We start from the raw sequence: 19,523 nt of genomic DNA on the forward strand, positions 1-19,523 counted from the left end.
GCTCCAGGGCCCACCGGGCCCTCTTCACGCCGAAGGCCCCGTACTCCTTCCGAGGAGTACGGGGCCTTCGGCGTGTGCGGCGGCGGGGTCAGCGCAGGCGGGCCATGAGGGCGTGCTCGACCAGGGTGATCAGCGCGCTCTTGGCGTCGGCACGGTGCCGGGCGTCCGTGGTGAGGATCGGGGTGTCCGGGCCGATCTGGAGGGCTTCGCGTACTTCGTCGGGTGTGTAGGGCTGGTGTCCGTCGAAGCCGTTGAGGGCGATGACGAAGGGGAGGCCGCTGTTCTCGAAGTAGTCGACGGCTGGGAAGCAGTCGGCGAGGCGGCGGGTGTCGACGAGGACGACGGCGCCGATGGCGCCGCGGACCAGGTCGTCCCACATGAACCAGAAGCGGTCCTGTCCGGGGGTGCCGAACAGGTAGAGGATCAGGTCCTGGTCCAGGGTGATGCGTCCGAAGTCCATGGCCACCGTGGTGGTGGTCTTGTCCCCGGTGTGGGTCAGGTCGTCGATGCCCGCCGAGGCGGACGTCATCACGGCTTCGGTGCGCAGCGGATTGATCTCCGAAACGGCACCGACAAACGTGGTCTTACCCACGCCGAAGCCCCCTGCCACCACGATCTTCGCCGAGGTAGTGGAGCGGGCTGCTCCGCCGCTAGAGCTTGCGAAGTCCACTGAGCACCCTTTCGAGCAGTGTCACGGCTGGTTGGCCGCCGGCGGCCTCGTCGCCGCCGGGCTGATGGATAGCGACGAGTCCGGCCTCGGCCAGGTCGGCGACGAGGATCCGGGCAACGCCGAGGGGGATCGAGAGAAGGGCCGAGACCTCGGCCACCGACTTGATCTCGATGCAGAGCCGGCAGATCCGCTGGTGCTCGGGCAGCTGCCCTTGCAGCCGGGCAGGATCGGCCGTGGTGCTGACCAGTGCCTCGATGGCGAGCTGGTACCGCGGCCGGGTCCGGCCGCCGGTCATGGCGTACGGCCGGACCAGCGGGTTGTGCGCCGCGGGCTTCGACGGCTGGGGGGCCTGCCGCTGGACCGGCTGGATGCGCGACGGCGGAGCCTCGTACCGCTGCGGAGGCTGCTGCTCGTGCTGCGGCTGCTGGTAGTGCTGCGGCTGCTCGTGCTGCGGGTGCTGCGGCTGCTGCTGCGGCCACCCGGAGCCCGGCTGCTGAGGCTGCTGCTGCCAGCTGCCCTGCTGGGGCTGCTGGTAGGGCTGATATGGCTGATAAGGGTCTTGCGAACCCTGTCTGCCGGGCATGGAGGGGTTGTCGAAACGATCGTCACCCTGCTCACCCGGAACCCGCTGACCGCCCTCGTACGGGTGTCCGCCTGTGGGTGCTGCCACGTTTCCTCCTCCGACTGCCGTTCGCCATCCCAGTGGTGCCGCGCCACCGCACCTTATGGCGCGGTGACGAGAAACGCACTGTCTGTCTGTTAGTTAAGAAGACTTCCCTGGAGTTCGGCGCGGAGATCCGGGGTAAGAACACTTCCTGCACGGTCCACGAGAAGTGCCATTTCGTACCCAACCAGACCGATATCGGCGTCCGGGTGGGCGAGGACGGCGAGTGAGGATCCGTCAGAGATGGACATGATGAAGAGGAATCCTCGCTCCATCTCCACAACGGTCTGATTCACGGCACCGCCTTCGAAGATCCGTGAAGCACCCGCGGTGAGCGACGTCAGGCCGGAGGCGACAGCCGCCAGCTGATCGGCACGGTCCCGTGGGAAACCTTCGGACATCGCCAGCAGGAGTCCGTCGGCGGAGACCACCACCGTGTGCGACACCCCAGGGGTGTTGTCCACGAAGTTGGTGATCAACCAGTTCAGATTCTGCGCCGCCTGGCTCATCGGGCTCACACTAACGCTCCTGGTTGTAGGTATTACTTGCGTCCGACCCCGCGGTCCTTCCCCGCAGGACACCACGCCGCAGGTTGCTCAACCTGCCGCGTACGTCCTCAGGGGCGCGGGAGACCTGTGGGCCGCCCTGCTGGGTCTGCTCCGCCGTGCCCTCGACCAGATTGGCCTTGGGCACGCGCCGGGGGAGTCCGGAAGGGGTGATCCCGCCCGCCTTCGGATCCCGGAGCTTCTCGGCCCGCTCCCAGCGCTCGTCGTTCGACGAACGCCAGTCGCCGGGCCTTTCCCCGTGGGCATGCTCCGTCTGCTGCGCCTGCGGCTGTTCCTGCTGCGGCCGCTGCCGCTGCTCGGGTGCGGCAGGCTGATCGTTTCCGCGGCCGGTGGGCTGCCAGTGCTGCTGGCCGGCGCCGCGGCGCGGGAGGCCCGCCCCGGTCAGGTCCTGACCGGGGTTCGGGGTGGGCCCCGGGCGGTCGAAGCCTACGCGGTCCTGTGTCCCACCGGGAGCGCTCGGGGCCGCTTCCGCCTGGGGCTGCGCCAGGGGCTCGAACGCCCCCTGGTAGGAACCCTGGTCCGCCCAGTCGCCCTGGTGGGGGAGCCCCTCCTGCGGGGCGAACTGGTCGGCGTACTGCTCCTGCCGGCCGTCCGGAGCGGCGTACGTGGCTTCCGCGTAGGTGTTCTGCTGCGGATCCTGGTAGCCGTTCCCTGCGGCGTACGGGTCGTAGCCGCCCTCGTAACCGGGCTGCGCGTACTCCTGCTGCTGCTCGGGGGCGTACTGCTCCTGCGTGTACTGCTGCGGGGAGTACTCCTGCCGCTGCCCGGAGCCGTCGTCCTGGAAGGACGGACGCTCGCCGCCGGCCTGCGCCTCCAGGGCCGCCCGCCGCTCCTCACGCATGAGTGAACGGTTCACCGGGTCCAGCTGCGGGGAGTCGGCCGCCGAGGTCTCGTAGCGCGAGTCGTCGAAACCGAGCTCCGCCGCCGTACGCATCGGAACCTGCTGCGGCATCGGGTCGAACGTCTGCTGCTGCTCGGCCATGATCGAGGAGACCGTGAAGTCGTCCTGCGGGAGCCCCTCGCCACCGCCACCGTGGGTGATGGCGTCCGGCAGCATGACCAGCGACGTGGTCCCCGCCTGCTCGCCCGAGGGCCGCAGCTGGACGCGGATGCCGTGCCGGTCGGCCAGCCGGCCGACCACGAACAGACCCATCCGCTGGGAGACCGCGGCGTCCACGGTCGGCGGGTTGGCCAGCTTGTGGTTGAGGTCCGCGAAGTCCTCGGCGGTGAGACCGATTCCCTTGTCGTGGATCTCGACCATGACGCGGCCGTCGGGGAGCCGGGTCGCGGTGACCCGGACCTTGGTCTGCGGCGAGGAGAACGTGGTGGCGTTCTCCAGCAGCTCGGCCAGCAGGTGCACGAGGTCGGTCACGGCCTGGCCGTGGATCTCGCTCTCCGGGACACCGGTGAGCTCGATGCGCTCGTAGGACTCCACCTCGGAGGAGGCGGCCCGCAGCACGTCGACGAGCGGCACCGGCTGGTTCCAGCGGCGGCCGGGCTCCTCGCCCGCGAGGACGAGGAGGTTCTCACCGTTGCGGCGCATACGGGTGGCCAGGTGGTCCAGCTTGAAGAGGCTCTCCAGCTGGTCCGGGTCGGCCTCGTTGTTCTCCAGGTCGGTGATGAGGGTCAGCTGGCCCTCGATGAGCGACTGGTTGCGGCGCGACAGGTTGGTGAAGATCGCGTTGACGTTGCCCCGGAGCATGGCCTGCTCGGCTGCGAGCCGGACGGCCTCGCGGTGCACCTGGTCGAAGGCGCGGGCGACCTCGCCGATCTCGTCCTGGCTGTTGATCGGGATCGGCTGCACCCGGGTGTCCACCCGGCCGGGCTCGGTCCGCGACAGCTGGTCGACCAGCATCGGCAGCCGCTGCTCGGCGATACCGAAGGCGGCCGTACGCAGCTGGCGCATCGAGCGGCTCATCTGGCGGGCCATGAGACCGGCGATGATGAAGGCGGCCAGCAGCGAGATGATCACGATCGCGGCGTTGGTGATCGCGTCGTTGCGGGCATCGGTCGAGATCTCCGCCGCCTCGGCCACGGCCTTGTCGACGAGTTCGTTCTCGACCGTCGTGTAGCCGTCGAACTTCGCGGTGGCCGCGGCCATCCAGGTCTCGGGGGTGATGCCCTTGGCCTTCAGCTCTTCCGGGGACTTGCCCTGGCCGATCTGCTGGGCCATGCCGTCGAAGACCGAACCGTCGACGCTCGGAGGCGCCACGAAGGGCTTGCCGGCGGCCTTGGCCTGCGCCTGGGCGGCCTTCAGCTGCTTGGCTCCCTCGGCCGCCTTGCCGGCCATGACCTCCTTGAGCCTGGCCGCGTCGGCCTCCGTACCACCGGAGACGAACTCGCCGAGGGCGATCTGCTCCAGGTAGTTGTACGAGCTGAACGCCGTGACCTGGCCGTTGAAGTTGCGCTCCTCCTGGCTCGGACGCACCAGCAGGTGCATGCCGATGGAGCGCTGAAGCGATTCGGCAGCCTTGGAGAGCTCGATCGCGTACACGGTCCGGCCGTAGCTGGTGATGTTGCCCGTACCCAGGCCGAGCTCGTTGGAGAACTCCATCAACGAGTGCTGGACCTTGGTATAGCCCTCTTCCGTCTTCACCGGGTCCATCGCCTCGGCGTAGGCGGCCTTGCGCAGCTCGGGAAGGAGCGGCTCCTCCACCTTGAACAGCTTCAGACGGCGGTGGAGGCCCTCCTTGTCCGGCATGTTCTGCACGGCGGCGTCGAACTTCGACGCGGCCGCGTCCGTGGTGGCGCGTACCTGCTCCACCTCAGCGGCGGTGCGCTTGTTGGACAGCAGCGGTTCGGCGGTGAGGTCGCGCTCGTTCAGCAGCGCCTGCCCGTACGCAGCCGCGGCGCGGACGACCAGGGCCGTCTTCTCGGCGTCCTGGGCCTCGTTCCAGGTGTCTACGGACCCCTTCACCTGGAAGCCGCCCATGACCAGACCGACGAGTGCCGGGATCAGGAGAATCGCGTTCAGCCGGGTGGGGACCCGCCAGTTCCGCGGTGACAGCCGACTGGTGCTGCCGCCTGCCGGTTCCGCCCCGGACGACGTGTCCGCGGGCGGGGACAGCGCGGCGCGCGGCGGCGGCGTGAAGTTGCCCCGCTCCGGCTGCGCCGCGGAGCCCTCGTTGCTTCGCCTCACTCGACCAACAACCTCTCGGCGTCGGCACCTACGTTGTGCCGGATTATCGTTCAGGAGCCGTACTACTGGGTAGTTCGAGGCATTGCAGCACGCGGACCGGTCGCGTTCCAAACAGTCGGAATGAGCGATTCCGACTGTGACCCGGCGCCGATAAAACGGGCATAAAGAGCGAGCCCCGCCAAAAGGCGAGGCTCGTATGAGCGCAGTGGTACCGGTCGTGCGCGTCGGGTATTGATCGGGCTCCAATTCTCTGTCGAAATGTTATGAACACGGGGGCGGATCGTGTCAAAGGACACAGGCCGCCCCCGCGTGACTACAGCAAGTTCCGTAGATCGCTACCGACTTACGGCTACTTCAGCCGGGCCATCAACGCGTGCTCGACCAGGGTGATCAGGCCGCTCTTGGCATCCGCACGGTGCCGGGCGTCCGTCGTGATGATCGGGGCGTCGGGGCCGATCTGGAGGGCTTCGCGTACTTCGTCGGGTGTGTAGGGCTGGTGTCCGTCGAAGCCGTTGAGGGCGATGACGAAGGGGAGGCCGCTGTTCTCGAAGTAGTCGACGGCTGGGAAGCAGTCGGCGAGGCGGCGGGTGTCGACGAGGACGACGGCGCCGATGGCGCCGCGGACCAGGTCGTCCCACATGAACCAGAAGCGGTCCTGTCCGGGGGTGCCGAACAGGTAGAGGATCAGGTCCTGGTCCAGGGTGATGCGTCCGAAGTCCATGGCCACCGTGGTGGTGGTCTTGTCCCCGGTGTGGGTCAGGTCGTCGATGCCCGCCGAGGCGGACGTCATCACGGCTTCGGTGCGCAGCGGATTGATCTCCGAAACGGCACCGACGAACGTGGTCTTACCCACGCCGAAGCCCCCTGCCACCACGATCTTCGCCGAGGTGGTAGAGCGGGCCGTACCGCCGCTAGAGCTTGCGAAGTCCACTGAGCACCCTTTCGAGCAGTGTCACATCCGGCGCGCCGCCGGCCTCTCCGTTGCCCGGCTGGTGGATGGCCACCATGCCGGCTTCCGCCAGGTCCGCCACGAGGATCCGCGCCACGCCGAGGGGCATGGACAGCAGGGCCGAGACCTCGGCCACCGACTTCACCTCGCGGCACAGGTGGCAGATCCGCTGGTGCTCGGGGAGCAGGGTCCCGAGGTGGGCGGGGTCCGCTGTGGTGCTGACCAGTGCCTCTATCGCGAGCTGATAGCGAGGCCGGGTCCGGCCGCCGGTCATGGCGTACGGACGGACCAGCGGCTGGTCGCCTTCACCGTCGTACGACGCGTGGTGCAGTGCGCCGTACGGATCAGGTGAGGCGGGTGGCGGGGTCATAAATCCTCCGGGCGTGACAGCAGGGTGTCGGCTTGCCGTCTGAAGGTGGCCGGTGAGGGGCTGTGTCGGCCGGACGGGTGAGGGTTTTGAGTAGTACCTGGGGGGATCGCGTCAAGTGGCTGCCGCATGGCCGTCTAGTGGAGCAGACTTCCTTGTAGTTCGGCACGGAGATCAGGGGTGAGGACGGTCCCCGCACGGTCGACGAGGAGTGCCATCTCGTACCCCACCAGACCGATGTCCGCGTCCGGGTGGGCGAGGACGGCGAGTGAAGAACCGTCAGAGACGGACATGAGGAAGAGGAAACCTCTCTCCATCTCCACAACCGTCTGGCTCACGGCGCCGCCTTCGAAGATCCGTGAGGCACCCGCGGTCAGCGACGTCAGACCGGAGGCGACAGCCGCCAACTGGTCGGCGCGGTCGCGCGGGAAACCTTCGGACATCGCCAGCAGCAGGCCATCCGCGGAGACCACCACCGTGTGGGACACCCCTGGGGTGTTGTCCACGAAATTGGTGATCAGCCAGTTCAGATTCTGCGCGGCCTGACTCATGGGGCTCAACTAACGCTCCTGCTGGTGAGTGGGGCCGAGTTGGAAACTGCCGGTAGACGAGCCGGTGTTGGCCTGTCGTCCCTGCTGGATGCCCCGGCGGAGATTGGTCAGACGCCCGCGTACGTCATCCGGCGCACGCGAAACCTGAGGTCCGGACTGATGATTCTGCTGTTGAGCGGTGCCCGGCACCAAATTGGCACGTGGGACACGGCGTGGCAGTCCGGAAGTGGTGATCCCGCCGGCGGCGGGCTTCTTGACCCGCTCCGCCTGCCGCACGAGGTCGTCGTTGGGCGAAGCACGCCATGAACTGGTGGCTCCGGTGTCGGCCGCACCACGCCGCGGCATGGGCGGAGGCGGGTTGCCGGCGGGCTGGGGAGCGGCCGGTGCCTGCGGCTCCGCGGCGGGCGGCTGCTGGCCACCCTGCTGCGGTCCGTGGAACCAGTTCGTCTCCAGCGTGTCGTACAGCGGCGTACGCCCGTCACCGGGACCGGCCGGCGGCAGCACCTCGGGCTGCTGCGGCAGGGCCGGGCGCTGCGGCGGTTCACCCGCGGAGGGGGCCGGCGGACGCGGTGCGCCGAAGTCGGCGTTGTCGTGGCGGCGCGGTGCCGGGGCCTGCGGGCGCTGCGGACCCTGGGCACCGAAGCCCTGGTCCTGCTGGGGGCGGTTGCCGAAGCCCTGGCCCTGCGGCATCGGGGCGTTGAAGTCCGGGCGGGCGAACTGCGCGGTGCTCGCCGGGTCCTGCCCCTGCGGGACGTGGGGAGCCTGCGGTGCCTGCGGTGCCTGCGGTGCCGAGAAGTCCGGGCGGGCGAACTCCGCCGTGGCACCGGGGCCCTGACGGTCGTTCATCGGCGGACGCTGATTGGGCGGGCTGAACGGCTGGTTCGGGGCGGAGGTGCCCGGACGGGTGAACCGGCCGGCCTCGTGCTCCTCGTGACCACGCGGCGAGTCCGGCTGCGTGCGCCGGGGGGCGCCCTGCTCCTCGACACCCCAGCTCGTGCTCTGCGGGCGCTGCGGCTGCGGGTTGCCGCCGGGCAGCTCGGCCCGGGGACCGCCGGAGGGCGGCAGCTGGCGGCCGGGGCCGCCGGGCTGCTGCGGGCCGCCCTGGCCGAGCTGGGCCTGCTGCGGCTGCGGAGCCTGGCGTCCGGGCTGGCCGCCCTGCTGGCCGGAGTGGCCGAAGAGGTTGGGCCGGCCGGAGTCCGCACCGGCCGAGGGGTCCTGCGGGGGGCGTGCACCGGGCCGGGCGCCGCCGGCGAAGGCACCGGCGAGGCCGCCACCCTGGCGGGGAGCATCGGAGCGGCCCTGGCCGGGCAGGCCGGGTCCCTGCTGGCCCGGGTTCTGCTGGCCGGGTCCCTGCTGCGGCGGACGCGGTCCGCTGTCGCGCGTGGGCAGCGCGGCGTCGCGCGTGGGCAGCGCGGCCCGGGAGGCCGAGCCCGCGCCGACCTGGCCGCGCGGGGCGGCCGAGCCCAGACCCTTGGCCGGAGCCTCAGGAGGACCGGAGAGCCCGGGACGCTGGCCGCCCGCGGCGGGAGCGCCACCACCGGCGAGGAGCCCGCCCGGAGCGCCGCCCTGCGGGCCCTTGCCCTGCTGGCCCGGCTTCGACGGCTGCTTGCCGCCGTGCGCGACCTCCATGGGCAGCATGACCAGTGCGGTCGTACCTCCGGAGTCGGAGGGCCGCAGCTGGATGCGGATGCCGTGACGCAGGGACAGCCGGCCGACCACGAAGAGACCCATGCGGCGGGAGACCGAGACGTCCACGGTGGGCGGCGAGGCGAGCCGCTCGTTGATCGCGGCCAGGTCCTCGGGGGAGAGGCCGATGCCGGTGTCGTGGATCTCGACGAGCACACGGCCGTCGGGCAGCGCGTGACCGGTGACCCGGACCTTCGTCTGGGGCGAGGAGAACGACGTGGCGTTCTCCAGCAGCTCGGCGAGGAGGTGCACGAGGTCGTTGACGACGCGGCCGGCGACCTCGGTGGCGGGCACCGCGGCCAGTTCGATGCGTTCGTACTGCTCCACCTCGGAGGCGGCGGCACGGAGCACGTCGACCAGCGGCACGGGGCGGGTCCAGCGGCGGCCGGGCTCCTCGCCCGCGAGGACGAGGAGGTTCTCGCCGTTACGGCGCATACGGGTCGCGAGGTGGTCGAGCTTGAAGAGCGAGGACAGCTGGTCCGGGTCGGCCTCGCGCGACTCCAGTTCGGAGATGAGCGAGAGCTGACGCTGGATGAGGCCCTGGCTGCGGCGCGAGAGGTTGGTGAACATCGCGTTGACGTTGCCTCGCAGCAGCGCCTGCTCGGCGGCCAGTCGGACCGCCTCGCGGTGCACGTCGTCGAAGGCCGCGGCCACCTGGCCGATCTCGTCCCTGGAGTGCACACCGACCGACTCGACGGAGGTGTCGACGTCCTGCGGGTCCGTCTCGGAGAGCTGGCGGACGAGCTCGGGCAGCCGGTCCTGGGCGACCCGGGTCGCGGTGTCCTGCAGCCGTCGCAGGGAGCGGATCATGGACCGCGCCACGACGAACGCGCCGACCAGCGACACACCGAGGACGATCAGGATGATCGCACCGTTGAGGATCGCGTCGCGCTGCGACTCCTCCTTGAGCTCGCGGGCCTTGCTCTCCATCTCACCGAGGAGCGTCTCCTCGATGGTCTTCATGGCCTGGATCTTGTTGGAGCTCTGGTCGTACCAGTCCATGTACGTGCGCGTCTTGCCGCTGCCCTCCATGCCCAGGGGGCTGTCGAGCACCTTCTTCGCGTACATGTCGGCGGCGGTTATCTCGGGATTCCCGTTGTCCAGCGGCGCCAGCAGCTCGGCGGAGCTCTTGCCGGTCGACTCGTAGGTCGTCTCGAAGGTCTTGAGGGTCGTGCCCGCCTTGCCGAGGGCGTTGCGGCCGAACGCCTGGTCGTTGTCGTTCAGGTGCGTCTTGGTGCTGTCGCCGCCCGGCAGCGCCGCGGCGATGATGGCGCGCTCGACGGAGGCGTACTCCTTCGAGGAGGAGAAGGCGGCCAGCGCACGCGTCCGCTTGATCATCTCCGGGCTGCTGGTGGCCTGCGCCATGTCCTGCGAAAGGCTCAGCAGCGACGTGATCAGCTGGCTGTACTGGTCGATCGTGTTGAGACTCGGGCTGTTTCCGGCGTACGCGTCCTTGCGGATGCTGGTGATGTTGCCCAGCTGCGTGCCGATCTGGCTGACGCTCGCGTGGATGCTGTCCAGGGCCGCGTCGCCGGGGGTGTTGCCGATGTCGTCGGTCGCCTCGAAGAAGGCGGCCTTGGCGCGGTCGGTGCGCTCCCGGGGCTGGGTGACCTTGTAGTCGGTCGCCTTCACGCCGTTCGACAGGGGGCCGGCCGACTTGTCGCGCTCCTCCTGGAGCGCGTTGGCGAGCGCGGTCGCCTTCTTGGTCATCTGGGTCAGCAGCTGCATGTGCTCCAGCTGGTCCATGTCGTTCATGGACTCGTTGATCCGCAGTCCGCCAAGCGTGGTCGCCGCGACCACGGGGAGGGCGAGCAGGGAGACCAGGCGGGTGCTGATGCGCCAGTTGCGCAGCGCCAGCCGTGAACCGGCGGAGGTGGGACCGACCGGCTTCAGGGGCGGCGGCGCGGCCTCCGGGCTGCCGACACCCGTCGTACCGGAGCGCTGCGCGCGGTCGCCGCCGTCACCGGACGCACCGGGATTCTGGGCGTGCTGGGGCGAGGAACCGCGGTCGTTCCCACCGCGCGGTTCCTGATCCGCCGGGGTTTCCCCTCGGCCCTGGCGGGGCTGGGGCGACCCCATGCCATCCCTCTTGAAACGTCCCTGCACTAGCGTCGCAACCTCTGGACCAGGCGTCCCTCCGCGCATACGCGACGGGACGGTGTCGGCGTCGTGGGGCGCTGGACGCGCCCCATGGTGGTCGTGAGTGACCGGCGTACTTCCCCCTCCCGCCGCCACTCGGCGCTGCGTTGCGCCCCTGCGCGCTGGGCCTGAAACCCGCGGCGGTGCGTGGAATTCCAGCACAGTGGAGGATCTCCAACAAGGCCCGCGTACCGGGCTGTGACCTGGGTGACACGGTGTGATGACCGGGTAACAAGGCGTGGAGCGCGTTCAGGGGCAAACCGGTCGATTAAGGGTGAGGCCACGGGGGGTGCCAGGTGTCCCAGACGCCATGATCGGGAGCGGAATAGGAGATTCAGGGCCGTATTGTCTGGTTTGCATCCCATGATCAACTGCCTGCAATGGGTGTTTTTGTCGCCAAGTTCGTGAGCAAACTCACATGATGATCGCCGTCTCATCCCGGCCAAGGCGGGGAATCGGATGTTTAGCCTGGCGCTTTACAGGGATAGCGAATCCGACAACCGGCGCACCTCCGGGCAGCGCCCCAGCGGCAAGGACCCATACGGCAGATGAAGACGACGATGATTTTCCGCAACATCGCCAACCCCCGGCGCACCACGCTGGCGCACCTCGAGGACGCCGAGGCGCTGCAGACGCCGGAGCAGCGGGAGCACGCCGTCGACCTGCCCACCCAGACGGCCAACCCGCGCCGCACCATCCTCATGGAAGCCCCGGTCGCGGCGGCGAAGTAGTGGCCCGCCCTCGGCGGTAATGCGCGAGGCCCGGCCTCTCACGCGCGCTAGCCTGGAGCGTCAGTCTTCAGCCAGCCAGCAAGTGAGGGGCGACAGCATCCCGTGCGCATCGCCAGGTTCTCCATCGACGGCAATGTCGCCTTCGGCGCGGTCGAGGGCGACAGCCCCGACAGCCTCGTCCTCGACATCATCAAGGGCATCCCGTACGCCGACTTCGAGCTCTCCGGGACCAAGGTCCCGCTGAAGAAGGTTCGGCTGCTGCCGCCCGTGCTTCCCAACAAGGTCGTGGCCATCGGCCGCAACTACGCGGAACACGCCGCCGAACTGGGCAACGAGGTCCCGGATGTGCCCGTCGCCTTCTTCAAGCCCACCACCTCGGTGATCGGCTCCGGCGACTCCATCGAGTACCCCTCGTTCTCCGAGGAGCTGCACCACGAGGCCGAGCTGGCCGTGGTGATCGGCCGTATGTGCCGCGAGGTCCCGCGTGAGCGCGTCAAGGACGTCATCTTCGGCTACACCTGCGCCAACGACGTCACCGCGCGTGACGTCCAGCGACGCGAGAGCCAGTGGGCCCGGGCGAAGGGTTTCGACACCTCCTGCCCGCTCGGCCCCTGGGTGGAGACCGACGTCGACCCCGGCAACCTGGCCATCCAGGCCACGGTCAACGGCGAACAGCGCCAGCTCGGCCGGACGAGCGACATGGTCCGCTCCGTCGAGGACCTGGTCGTCCACATCACGGAAGCCATGACGCTGCTCCCGGGCGACGTGATCCTCACGGGAACCCCCGCAGGGGTGGGCCCCCTGCACGTCGGCGACGAGGTCGCCGTCACCATCGAAGGCATCGGCACTCTCACCAACAAGGTGATCAAGCGTGGTTAACGGACCTGTCCGCGTACGTTTCTGTCCCTCCCCGACCGGCAACCCCCACGTGGGCCTGGTCCGGACAGCTCTCTTCAACTGGGCCTTCGCCCGGCACCACCAGGGCACCCTGGTCTTCCGTATCGAGGACACCGACGCTGCCCGCGACTCCGAGGAGTCCTACGAGCAGCTGCTCGACTCGATGCGCTGGCTCGGCCTCGACTGGGACGAGGGCCCCGAGACCGGCGGCCCGCACGCCCCGTACCGCCAGTCGCAGCGGATGGACCTCTACAAGGACGTCGCCGGGAAGCTCCTGGCCGCCGGGCACGCCTACCACTGCTACTGCACCACCGAGGAGCTCGACACCCGCCGCGACGCCGCCCGCGCGGCCGGCAAGCCGTCGGGTTACGACGGGCACTGCCGCGACCTGAGCGACGAGCAGAAGGCTGCGTACGAGGCCGAGGGCCGCACCTCGATCGTCCGCTTCCGGATGCCCGACGAGGCGATCACCTTCACCGACCTGGTCCGCGGTGAGATCACGGTCCAGCCGGAGAACGTCCCGGACTACGGCATCGTCCGTGCCAACGGCGCTCCCCTCTACACGCTCGTCAACCCGGTCGACGACGCGCTGATGGAGATCACCCACGTCCTGCGCGGCGAGGACCTGCTCTCCTCCACCCCGCGCCAGATCGCGCTCTACCGGGCGCTCATCGAGCTGGGCGTCGCCAAGGACACCCCGGCCTTCGGCCACCTGCCGTACGTCATGGGGGAGGGCAACAAGAAGCTCTCCAAGCGTGACCCGCAGGCCTCGCTCAACCTCTACCGCGAGCGTGGCTTCCTGCCCGAGGGGCTGCTCAACTACCTCTCGCTGCTCGGGTGGTCGATCGCCGAGGACCGCGACATCTTCGGCCGCGACGAGCTCGTCGCGGCGTTCGACATCGCCGACGTCAACGCCAACCCGGCGCGCTTCGACCTGAAGAAGGCCGAGCACGTCAACGCCGAGCACCTGCGCATGCTCGACGTGAAGACCTTCACCGAGGCCTGCGGCCCCTGGCTGAAGGCCCCCTTCGCCCCATGGGCGCCCGAGTCCTTCGACGCGGAGCAGTTCGCCGAGATCGCCCCGCACGCCCAGACCCGTGTGACGGTTCTCTCGGACATCACGGCCAACGTCGACTTCCTCTTCCTGGACGAGCCCGTCCACGACGAGGCGTCCTGGACGAAGGCCATGAAGGAGGGCTCCGACGCCCTGCTCGTGACCGCCCGCGCCGAGCTGACCGCCGCCGAGTGGAACGCCGAGACGCTCAAGACGGCCGTCCTCACCGCCGGTGAGAAGCACGGTCTGAAGCTCGGCAAGGCGCAGGCCCCGGTCCGCGTCGCCGTCACCGGCCGCACGGTCGGGCTCCCGCTCTTCGAGTCCCTGGAGATCCTGGGCCGCGAGAAGACGATCGCCCGCATCGACGCCGCGCTGGCGAAGCTCGCCGCGTAGCTCCCGGTTCACACGACGGGGTGGCCGCCCGAACCGGGGCGGCCACCCCGTCGGCATGTGGCGGACGTGCCGGTAATCTGGCCGGCATGCCGATCCGAGCGGTTCTCTGGGACATCGACGACACGATCTTCGACTACTCGGGAGCCGACCGTGCCGGCATGCGCGAGCACCTGGCGAACGAGGGCTTTCCCGAGGGGTACGACGGCCTGGAGCGGGCACTCGACGCCTGGAAAGCCATCACGGACGTGCAGTGGGCGCGTTTCGCCGCCGGGGAGCTCGACTTCCAGGGACAGCGACGGGAGCGCGTACGCGCGTTTCTCGGGCGGTGGCTGAGTGACGCCGAGGCCGATGACTGGTTCGGCCGGCACGCCGCCCACTACGAGGCCGCGTGGGCGCTCTTCCCGGACACCCTGCCGGTCCTGGACCGGCTGGCGGGAAACTTCCGACACGCCGTCCTGTCCAACTCCAGCATCCACAACCAGGACCGCAAGCTGCGCGTCCTCGGGGTGCGGGACCGCTTCGAGGCCGTGGTGTGCGCCGTTGAGCTGGGCATCTCCAAGCCGGACGCGGGAGCGTTCCATGCCGCCTGTGAGGTGCTGGAGCTCGACCCGCACGAGGTGGCGTATGTCGGGAACGAGCCCGACATCGACGCGGGCGGCGCGGTGGCCGCCGGGCTGACGGGGATCTGGCTGGACCGTGAGGGGCGGGGCGGGCGCCCCGAGCTCGTACGGATCACCGGGCTGGAGGAGCTTCCCGGGCTGCTGGCGAGCAATACCCGTTTTGGAGCGCCGGACACCTTCAGGTAATGTTCTTCCTGCGCCGCCCGAGCGGGCCGAAAGATCCGGCCGGGAAGCGCAGACAGAAACAGAACCCCCAGGGGTTGCGTTTCAGTGGGCTATGGTGTAATTGGCAACACTACGGTTTCTGGTACCGTCATTCTAGGTTCGAGTCCTGGTAGCCCAGCGCAAGTCAGCAGTAAACAAGCCCCCGTTGTGTAGCGGCCTAGCACGCTGCCCTCTCACGGCAGTAGCGCCGGTTCGAATCCGGTCGGGGGTACAGATCCTTCCCGCGAGAACATCTGGGTCGCACCCACGTTCTTGATGCAGGATCGCTAGGGCCCCCGTTGTGTAGCGGCCTAGCACGCTGCCCTCTCACGGCAGTAGCGCCGGTTCGAATCCGGTCGGGGGTACTTCACCATGGGCTATGGTGTAATTGGCAACACTACGGTTTCTGGTACCGTCATTCTAGGTTCGAGTCCTGGTAGCCCAGCGCAAGTCAGCAGTAAACAAGCCCCCGTTGTGTAGCGGCCTAGCACGCTGCCCTCTCACGGCAGTAGCGCCGGTTCGAATCCGGTCGGGGGTACAACACAGCAGTACGGAAGGGCCCTTCACCTCGGTGGAGGGCCTTTCTCGTGTGCGCTCCTCAGAGCCCGTACCGCTGCGCGGACTCCTCCGCCTGTGCCAGCCGGCGCAGCGACGCCAGCAGCGGCTCGTACAGCACGGCCGACGCCACGGCGGCTTCCACCTGCTCGGCCTCCGTGGGGAACGACTCCAGCGCGTCCAGGTCCTGCACCGCCACCTCCCGCATGAGGCGGGCCTGTTGGGCGAGGCGCGCCACATCGCAGGGGTGGCCGAGGCGGATGAGCGTGGCCAGTGAGGCCACCAGCGAGCGGTGTACGGGGGAGAGTTCGCCGAGCTCCAGTGCCGTGGTCCAGCCCAGTTCCGTGAGCAGCCGGGCGACTTCGGCGCGTGCGGTGGCGGTCTCCGGCGCGTCCTCGTCGGGCTCGGGGCCGTGGGGCAGCGCCCACAGGGCGGCGCCCAGCCGGATCGTCCGGCCCAGCGACTCGTCGTCGACGTGCGCCAGCACCTCGCGGGCCGTGGCCACCGGGAGACCTCCGACCTGGAGCAGGGCCCGCACCAGGCGCAGCCGGCGCAGATGGCTCTCGTCGTAGTCGGCCTGTGTGGCGCTGATCCGGGTGCCGGCGGGGAGCAACCGCTCGCGCAGGTAGTACTTGATCGTCGCGGTGGAGACACCGCTCCGCTCACTCAGTTCGGACAGCCGCATCCTCTGTGCCTTCCCGTGTGCCGCCCCGGTGGGTGGTGCCACCATCCCACCCTTGGACAGTCGGGCTCTCCAATGAAGCGACGAGGGTGGCAATCCATGTACCGGCAGCATGTGGGGCTGTGGCACGAGACCTGCATCGTGCCCGAGGGGTCGTACGAATCGGTCTACGCCGATATGCCGGCCTACGGACCGGCGGCGGCGACCGGTGTGCTGTCGCTGGAGAAGAGGGGCCGCCGGGCGGCGGGCCGCTTCGCGCACCGCGCGTCCGGGGAGCGGACGCCGGGGGGTTCCGGGGAGCTGACACCGGAAGAAGGGGGCCGCCACGGCGCTGGGGCGGCTCGGTGAAGGAATAAGAGCGGCGACGACTCGCGGCGCGGGCTTCAGCCCGTGCGGCGCAGGGCCTCGCTCAGTCGTGCAGCTGAGTCGATGATGGCCTGCGCGTGCATCCGGCCCGGGTGGCGGGTGAGGCGCTCGATCGGCCCGGAGACGGACACCGCGGCGACCACCCGGTTCGACGGCCCGCGGACCGGGGCCGAGACCGAGGCCACGCCCGGCTCGCGCTCGCCGATCGACTGGGCCCAGCCCCGCCGCCGGACACCCGAGAGGGCCGTCGCGGTGAAACGGGCCCCCTGCAGGCCCCGGTGCAGGCGCTCCGGCTCCTCCCAGGCCATCAGGATCTGGGCGGAGGAACCCGCCTTCATCGTGAGCGTGGAGCCGACCGGCACGGTGTCCCGCAGTCCGGACAGCCGCTCCGCCGCCGCGACGCAGATCCGCATGTCGCCCTGCCGGCGGTAGAGCTGCGCGCTCTCGCCGGTGATGTCGCGCAGATGTGTGAGTACGGGTCCGGCCGTCGCCAGGAGGCGGTCCTCGCCGGCCGCGGCAGCGAGCTCCGCGAGCCGGGGGCCGAGAATGAAACGGCCCTGCATGTCCCTTGCCACCATGCGGTGGTGTTCGAGTGCCACGGCCAGTCGGTGTGCCGTGGGCCGTGCGAGCCCTGTCGCCGCGACCAGCCCGGCGAGGGTGGCCGGACCGGACTCCAGGGCGCTCAATACCAGAGCTGCCTTGTCGAGAACGCCGACGCCGCTAGAGTTGTCCATACGACGATACTCGCGTCTCACTCTGTGAAACGCAAGTTCAATTTTCCCCGGAAGTTGCGAACCTGTACGTGCGGCCTTACAACGGCCTGCGGCCACCGCCCCGCTCGGGGGTCCGGACGGCGGCACCCGAATCTCTAGTTGGGCCGGCGAAGACGCCGGCCGGAGGGAAAGCGATGGGTAGGACACTCGCGGAGAAGGTCTGGGACGACCACGTCGTCCGGCGCGCCGATGGCGAGCCCGACCTTCTCTTCATCGATCTGCACCTGCTGCACGAGGTGACCAGCCCGCAGGCCTTCGACGGCCTGCGCCAGGCCGGCCGGCCGGTGCGGCGTCTCGACCTCACCATCGCCACCGAGGACCACAACACCCCGACCCTCGACATCGACAAGCCGATCGCCGACCCGGTCTCCCGCGCCCAGCTGGAGACCCTGCGCAAGAACTGCGCGGAGTTCGGCGTCCGGCTGCACCCCCTGGGAGATGTCGAGCAGGGCGTCGTGCACGTGGTCGGCCCTCAGCTGGGCCTGACCCAGCCCGGCACCACGGTCGTCTGCGGCGACTCGCACACCTCCACCCACGGCGCGTTCGGGGCGCTGGCCTTCGGTATCGGCACCAGCCAAGTCGAGCACGTCCTGGCCACCCAGACGCTGCCGCTGGCCCGCCCCAGGACCATGGCGATCACGGTCGAGGGCGAACTCCCCGACAGCGTCACCGCCAAGGATCTCATCCTGGCCATCATCGCCCGGATCGGCACCGGCGGCGGCCAGGGCTACATCCTCGAATACCGCGGCTCCGCCATCGAGAAGCTCTCGATGGAAGCCCGGATGACCATCTGCAACATGTCGATCGAGGCCGGCGCCCGCGCGGGCATGATCGCCCCCGACGAGACCACTTTCGACTACCTGCGGGGACGCGACCACGCCCCCCAGGGCGAGGAGTGGGACGCGGCGGTGGAGTACTGGAAGACGCTCCGCACCGACGATGACGCCGTCTTCGACGCCGAGGTGTTCATCGACGGCGCCGAACTCGCGCCGTTCGTCACCTGGGGCACCAACCCCGGCCAGGGCGCGCCCCTGTCGGCCAACGTCCCCGACCCCGCTTCGTACGAGGACGCCTCGGAGCGCTACGCCGCCGAAAAGGCCCTGGAATACATGGGGTTGACCGCCGGCCAGCCGCTGCGCGAGATCAACGTGGACACGGTGTTCGTAGGTTCCTGCACCAACGGGCGCATCGAGGACCTGCGTAACGCGGCCTCGATCCTGGACGGCCGCAAAGTCGCCGACGGCGTCCGGATGCTGGTCGTCCCGGGCTCCGTCCGGGTCGCCCTGCAGGCGGTCGAGGAGGGCCTGGACAAGGTCTTCACCGCCGCCGGCGCCGAATGGCGGCACGCGGGCTGCTCGATGTGCCTCGGCATGAACCCCGACCAGCTGGCCCCCGGTGAGCGCTCCGCCTCCACCTCGAACCGGAACTTCGAGGGCAGGCAGGGCAAGGGCGGCCGCACCCACCTGGTCTCCCCGCAGGTCGCCGCCGCCACCGCCGTGCTGGGCCACCTGGCATCGCCCGCCGATCTGTCCGACGTCCGTACGCCCGCCGGAGTCTGAGAGTCATGGAAGCATTCACCGCACACACCGGCCGGGCCGTCCCGCTGCGCCGCAGCAACGTCGACACCGACCAGATCATCCCCGCGCACTGGCTGAAGAAGGTCACCCGCGACGGCTTCGAGGACGGGCTCTTCGAGGCCTGGCGCAAGGACGAGAACTTCGTCCTCAACCGCCCCGAGCGCAAGGGCGCCTCGGTCCTGGTGGCCGGTCCCGACTTCGGCACGGGCTCCTCGCGGGAGCACGCGGTCTGGGCCCTGCAGAACTTCGGCTTCAAGGCGGTCATCTCCTCCCGCTTCGCCGACATCTTCCGTGGCAACTCCCTGAAGAACGGTCTGTTGACCGTCGTCCTCGACCAGAAGGTCGTCGACAGTCTCTGGGAGCTGACCGAGGCCGACCCGACGGCCGAGGTGACCGTCGACCTGGAGAAGCGGCAGGTCCTTGGCGACGGAATCACGGCCGACTTCGAGCTCGACGAGAACGCCCGCTGGCGACTGCTGAACGGCCTCGACGACATCAGTCTCACTCTTCAGAACGAAGCGGACATTGTGACTTACGAGGCGGCCAGGCCGTCCCACAAGCCGCGTACAATTGATGCCTGAGCAGCGCTTTTCCCGAACTGCGCCCCCTGCCGGAAGGCAGGGGGCGCAGTCGCTTGTTGAGACCCCCTCGGGCGACAACTCGCCCCAGATGGCACAATCGGTGCATGGAACGCGACAGCCAACTCGAGCTCTATGGCCAAGTCGCCGACCGATTGAAAGAAGCACACGCAAAGGTGCGCGAACTGCAAGTCCCGGAGGGCGTACGGATGGCGCTGTCCCGGAAGCTGCTGGTCGTCACGGCCGCGGCTAAGCACGATCTCCCAGGCGCGGCAAGGCGTCTGGACCGGTTGATGAAGGACCTCGACGAGGGCCGATTCCCCGAAGGTGACTGACTCTGCGGACAGCGCAGCGGTCGACTT

General features: G+C 69.4%; 17 protein-coding genes, 5 tRNA genes and 1 pseudogene. 13 read left to right on the forward strand and 10 right to left on the reverse strand.

Annotated features, from left to right (window positions below):
• Positions 1-88: 88 nt before the first annotated feature.
• The 8 genes from ACIBCU_RS35570 to ACIBCU_RS35605 all read right to left on the reverse strand — a co-directional run bounded on the left by ACIBCU_RS35570 (position 89) and on the right by ACIBCU_RS35605 (position 10,671).
• On the reverse strand, positions 89-670 hold the full coding sequence (locus ACIBCU_RS35570) for an ATP/GTP-binding protein (protein WP_014048542.1): 582 nt from the start codon (positions 668-670) through the stop codon (positions 89-91).
• The gene (locus ACIBCU_RS35575) at positions 651-1,340 is read right to left on the reverse strand and encodes a DUF742 domain-containing protein (protein ID WP_362943584.1); all 690 of its coding nucleotides are present in this window, start codon (positions 1,338-1,340) and stop codon (positions 651-653) included. Before ACIBCU_RS35575 ends, ACIBCU_RS35570 begins: the two co-directional genes overlap by 20 nt.
• Before the next feature lie 89 nt (positions 1,341-1,429).
• Positions 1,430-1,843 carry a roadblock/LC7 domain-containing protein gene (locus ACIBCU_RS35580; RefSeq protein WP_006127847.1) on the reverse strand — a complete coding sequence of 138 codons (414 nt, stop codon included), beginning with the start codon at positions 1,841-1,843 and terminating at the stop codon, positions 1,430-1,432.
• A 10-nt stretch (positions 1,844-1,853) separates the two neighbouring features.
• Positions 1,854-5,039, reverse strand: a complete 3,186-nt coding sequence (locus tag ACIBCU_RS35585; RefSeq protein WP_399236624.1) for a nitrate- and nitrite sensing domain-containing protein — start codon at positions 5,037-5,039, stop codon at positions 1,854-1,856.
• Positions 5,040-5,388: 349 nt separating this feature from the next.
• Positions 5,389-5,970, reverse strand: a complete 582-nt coding sequence (locus tag ACIBCU_RS35590; RefSeq protein WP_014153856.1) for an ATP/GTP-binding protein — start codon at positions 5,968-5,970, stop codon at positions 5,389-5,391.
• Positions 5,951-6,358, reverse strand: a complete 408-nt coding sequence (locus tag ACIBCU_RS35595) for a DUF742 domain-containing protein (protein WP_003966010.1) — start codon at positions 6,356-6,358, stop codon at positions 5,951-5,953. Before ACIBCU_RS35595 ends, ACIBCU_RS35590 begins: the two co-directional genes overlap by 20 nt.
• Positions 6,359-6,492: 134 nt before the next feature.
• Entirely contained in the window at positions 6,493-6,906 is a 414-nt protein-coding gene (locus ACIBCU_RS35600; RefSeq protein ID WP_024495006.1) for a roadblock/LC7 domain-containing protein, read from the reverse strand.
• A gap of 9 nt (positions 6,907-6,915) precedes the next feature.
• Positions 6,916-10,671: a nitrate- and nitrite sensing domain-containing protein gene (locus ACIBCU_RS35605; RefSeq protein ID WP_399236627.1), complete on the reverse strand. Its 3,756-nt coding sequence runs from the start codon at positions 10,669-10,671 to the stop codon at positions 6,916-6,918.
• 608 nt (positions 10,672-11,279) lie between these two features.
• Between ACIBCU_RS35605 and ACIBCU_RS35610 the strand changes: the two genes are divergently transcribed.
• From ACIBCU_RS35610 to ACIBCU_RS35650, 9 genes are all read left to right on the forward strand, one after another.
• Positions 11,280-11,462, forward strand: coding sequence for a hypothetical protein (locus ACIBCU_RS35610; protein WP_362931414.1), 183 nt, complete (start codon positions 11,280-11,282; stop codon positions 11,460-11,462).
• A gap of 102 nt (positions 11,463-11,564) precedes the next feature.
• The gene (locus ACIBCU_RS35615) at positions 11,565-12,341 is read left to right on the forward strand and encodes a fumarylacetoacetate hydrolase family protein (protein ID WP_362931416.1); all 777 of its coding nucleotides are present in this window, start codon (positions 11,565-11,567) and stop codon (positions 12,339-12,341) included.
• On the forward strand, positions 12,334-13,806 hold the full coding sequence (gene gltX / locus ACIBCU_RS35620; RefSeq protein ID WP_399236630.1) for a glutamate--tRNA ligase: 1,473 nt from the start codon (positions 12,334-12,336) through the stop codon (positions 13,804-13,806). Before ACIBCU_RS35615 ends, gltX begins: the two co-directional genes overlap by 8 nt.
• A gap of 86 nt (positions 13,807-13,892) precedes the next feature.
• Positions 13,893-14,612, forward strand: coding sequence for an HAD family hydrolase (locus ACIBCU_RS35625; RefSeq protein ID WP_399236632.1), 720 nt, complete (start codon positions 13,893-13,895; stop codon positions 14,610-14,612).
• A gap of 85 nt (positions 14,613-14,697) precedes the next feature.
• Positions 14,698-14,769, forward strand: a tRNA-Gln gene (locus ACIBCU_RS35630).
• A 20-nt stretch (positions 14,770-14,789) separates the two neighbouring features.
• A tRNA-Glu gene (locus ACIBCU_RS35635) sits at positions 14,790-14,862 on the forward strand.
• A gap of 60 nt (positions 14,863-14,922) precedes the next feature.
• Positions 14,923-14,995, forward strand: a tRNA-Glu gene (locus tag ACIBCU_RS35640).
• Positions 14,996-15,003: 8 nt separating this feature from the next.
• Positions 15,004-15,075 (forward strand) — tRNA-Gln (locus tag ACIBCU_RS35645).
• A gap of 20 nt (positions 15,076-15,095) precedes the next feature.
• Positions 15,096-15,168: transfer RNA gene (locus ACIBCU_RS35650), tRNA-Glu, on the forward strand.
• A 60-nt stretch (positions 15,169-15,228) separates the two neighbouring features.
• Here the strand turns inward: ACIBCU_RS35650 and ACIBCU_RS35655 are convergent.
• Entirely contained in the window at positions 15,229-15,870 is a 642-nt protein-coding gene (locus tag ACIBCU_RS35655; protein WP_399236634.1) for a MerR family transcriptional regulator, read from the reverse strand.
• Between the two features lie 78 nt (positions 15,871-15,948).
• Here ACIBCU_RS35655 and ACIBCU_RS35660 point away from each other — a divergent pair.
• Positions 15,949-16,215, forward strand: a pseudogene (locus ACIBCU_RS35660) (monooxygenase family protein); the annotation flags it as partial.
• Between the two features lie 35 nt (positions 16,216-16,250).
• On the opposite strand, the gene ndgR reads toward ACIBCU_RS35660, so the two are convergent.
• Complete coding sequence (gene ndgR / locus ACIBCU_RS35665) at positions 16,251-16,967, reverse strand: IclR family transcriptional regulator NdgR (RefSeq protein WP_033303994.1); 717 nt, start codon at positions 16,965-16,967, stop codon at positions 16,251-16,253.
• Positions 16,968-17,140: 173 nt separating this feature from the next.
• On the opposite strand from ndgR, the gene leuC reads away from it, so the two are divergent.
• From leuC to ACIBCU_RS35680, 3 genes are all read left to right on the forward strand, one after another.
• The gene (leuC, locus tag ACIBCU_RS35670; protein WP_362931425.1) at positions 17,141-18,565 is read left to right on the forward strand and encodes a 3-isopropylmalate dehydratase large subunit; all 1,425 of its coding nucleotides are present in this window, start codon (positions 17,141-17,143) and stop codon (positions 18,563-18,565) included.
• 5 nt (positions 18,566-18,570) lie between these two features.
• The gene (leuD, locus tag ACIBCU_RS35675) at positions 18,571-19,164 is read left to right on the forward strand and encodes a 3-isopropylmalate dehydratase small subunit (RefSeq protein ID WP_362931427.1); all 594 of its coding nucleotides are present in this window, start codon (positions 18,571-18,573) and stop codon (positions 19,162-19,164) included.
• 104 nt (positions 19,165-19,268) lie between these two features.
• Positions 19,269-19,496, forward strand: coding sequence for a hypothetical protein (locus ACIBCU_RS35680; RefSeq protein WP_033303999.1), 228 nt, complete (start codon positions 19,269-19,271; stop codon positions 19,494-19,496).
• Positions 19,497-19,523: the final 27 nt, after the last annotated feature.

Source organism: Streptomyces sp. NPDC051064 (genome assembly GCF_044455985.1).
Lineage (GTDB): Bacteria > Actinomycetota > Actinomycetes > Streptomycetales > Streptomycetaceae > Streptomyces.

Bases quoted from the DNA above. Each gene is read 5' to 3' on its own strand.
- ACIBCU_RS35625 (WP_399236632.1), top strand. From the start codon at position 13,893: ATGCCGATCCGAGCGGTTCTCTGGGACATCGACGACACGATCTTCGAC.
- ACIBCU_RS35610 (WP_362931414.1), top strand. From the start codon at position 11,280: ATGAAGACGACGATGATTTTCCGCAACATCGCCAACCCCCGGCGCACC.
- ACIBCU_RS35605 (WP_399236627.1), bottom strand. From the start codon at position 10,671: ATGGGGTCGCCCCAGCCCCGCCAGGGCCGAGGGGAAACCCCGGCGGAT.
- ACIBCU_RS35655 (WP_399236634.1), bottom strand. From the start codon at position 15,870: ATGCGGCTGTCCGAACTGAGTGAGCGGAGCGGTGTCTCCACCGCGACG.
- leuD (WP_362931427.1), top strand. From the start codon at position 18,571: ATGGAAGCATTCACCGCACACACCGGCCGGGCCGTCCCGCTGCGCCGC.
- ACIBCU_RS35680 (WP_033303999.1), top strand. From the start codon at position 19,269: ATGGAACGCGACAGCCAACTCGAGCTCTATGGCCAAGTCGCCGACCGA.
- ACIBCU_RS35600 (WP_024495006.1), bottom strand. From the start codon at position 6,906: ATGAGTCAGGCCGCGCAGAATCTGAACTGGCTGATCACCAATTTCGTG.
- ndgR (WP_033303994.1), bottom strand. From the start codon at position 16,967: ATGGACAACTCTAGCGGCGTCGGCGTTCTCGACAAGGCAGCTCTGGTA.
- leuC (WP_362931425.1), top strand. From the start codon at position 17,141: ATGGGTAGGACACTCGCGGAGAAGGTCTGGGACGACCACGTCGTCCGG.
- ACIBCU_RS35580 (WP_006127847.1), bottom strand. From the start codon at position 1,843: ATGAGCCAGGCGGCGCAGAATCTGAACTGGTTGATCACCAACTTCGTG.
- ACIBCU_RS35595 (WP_003966010.1), bottom strand. From the start codon at position 6,358: ATGACCCCGCCACCCGCCTCACCTGATCCGTACGGCGCACTGCACCAC.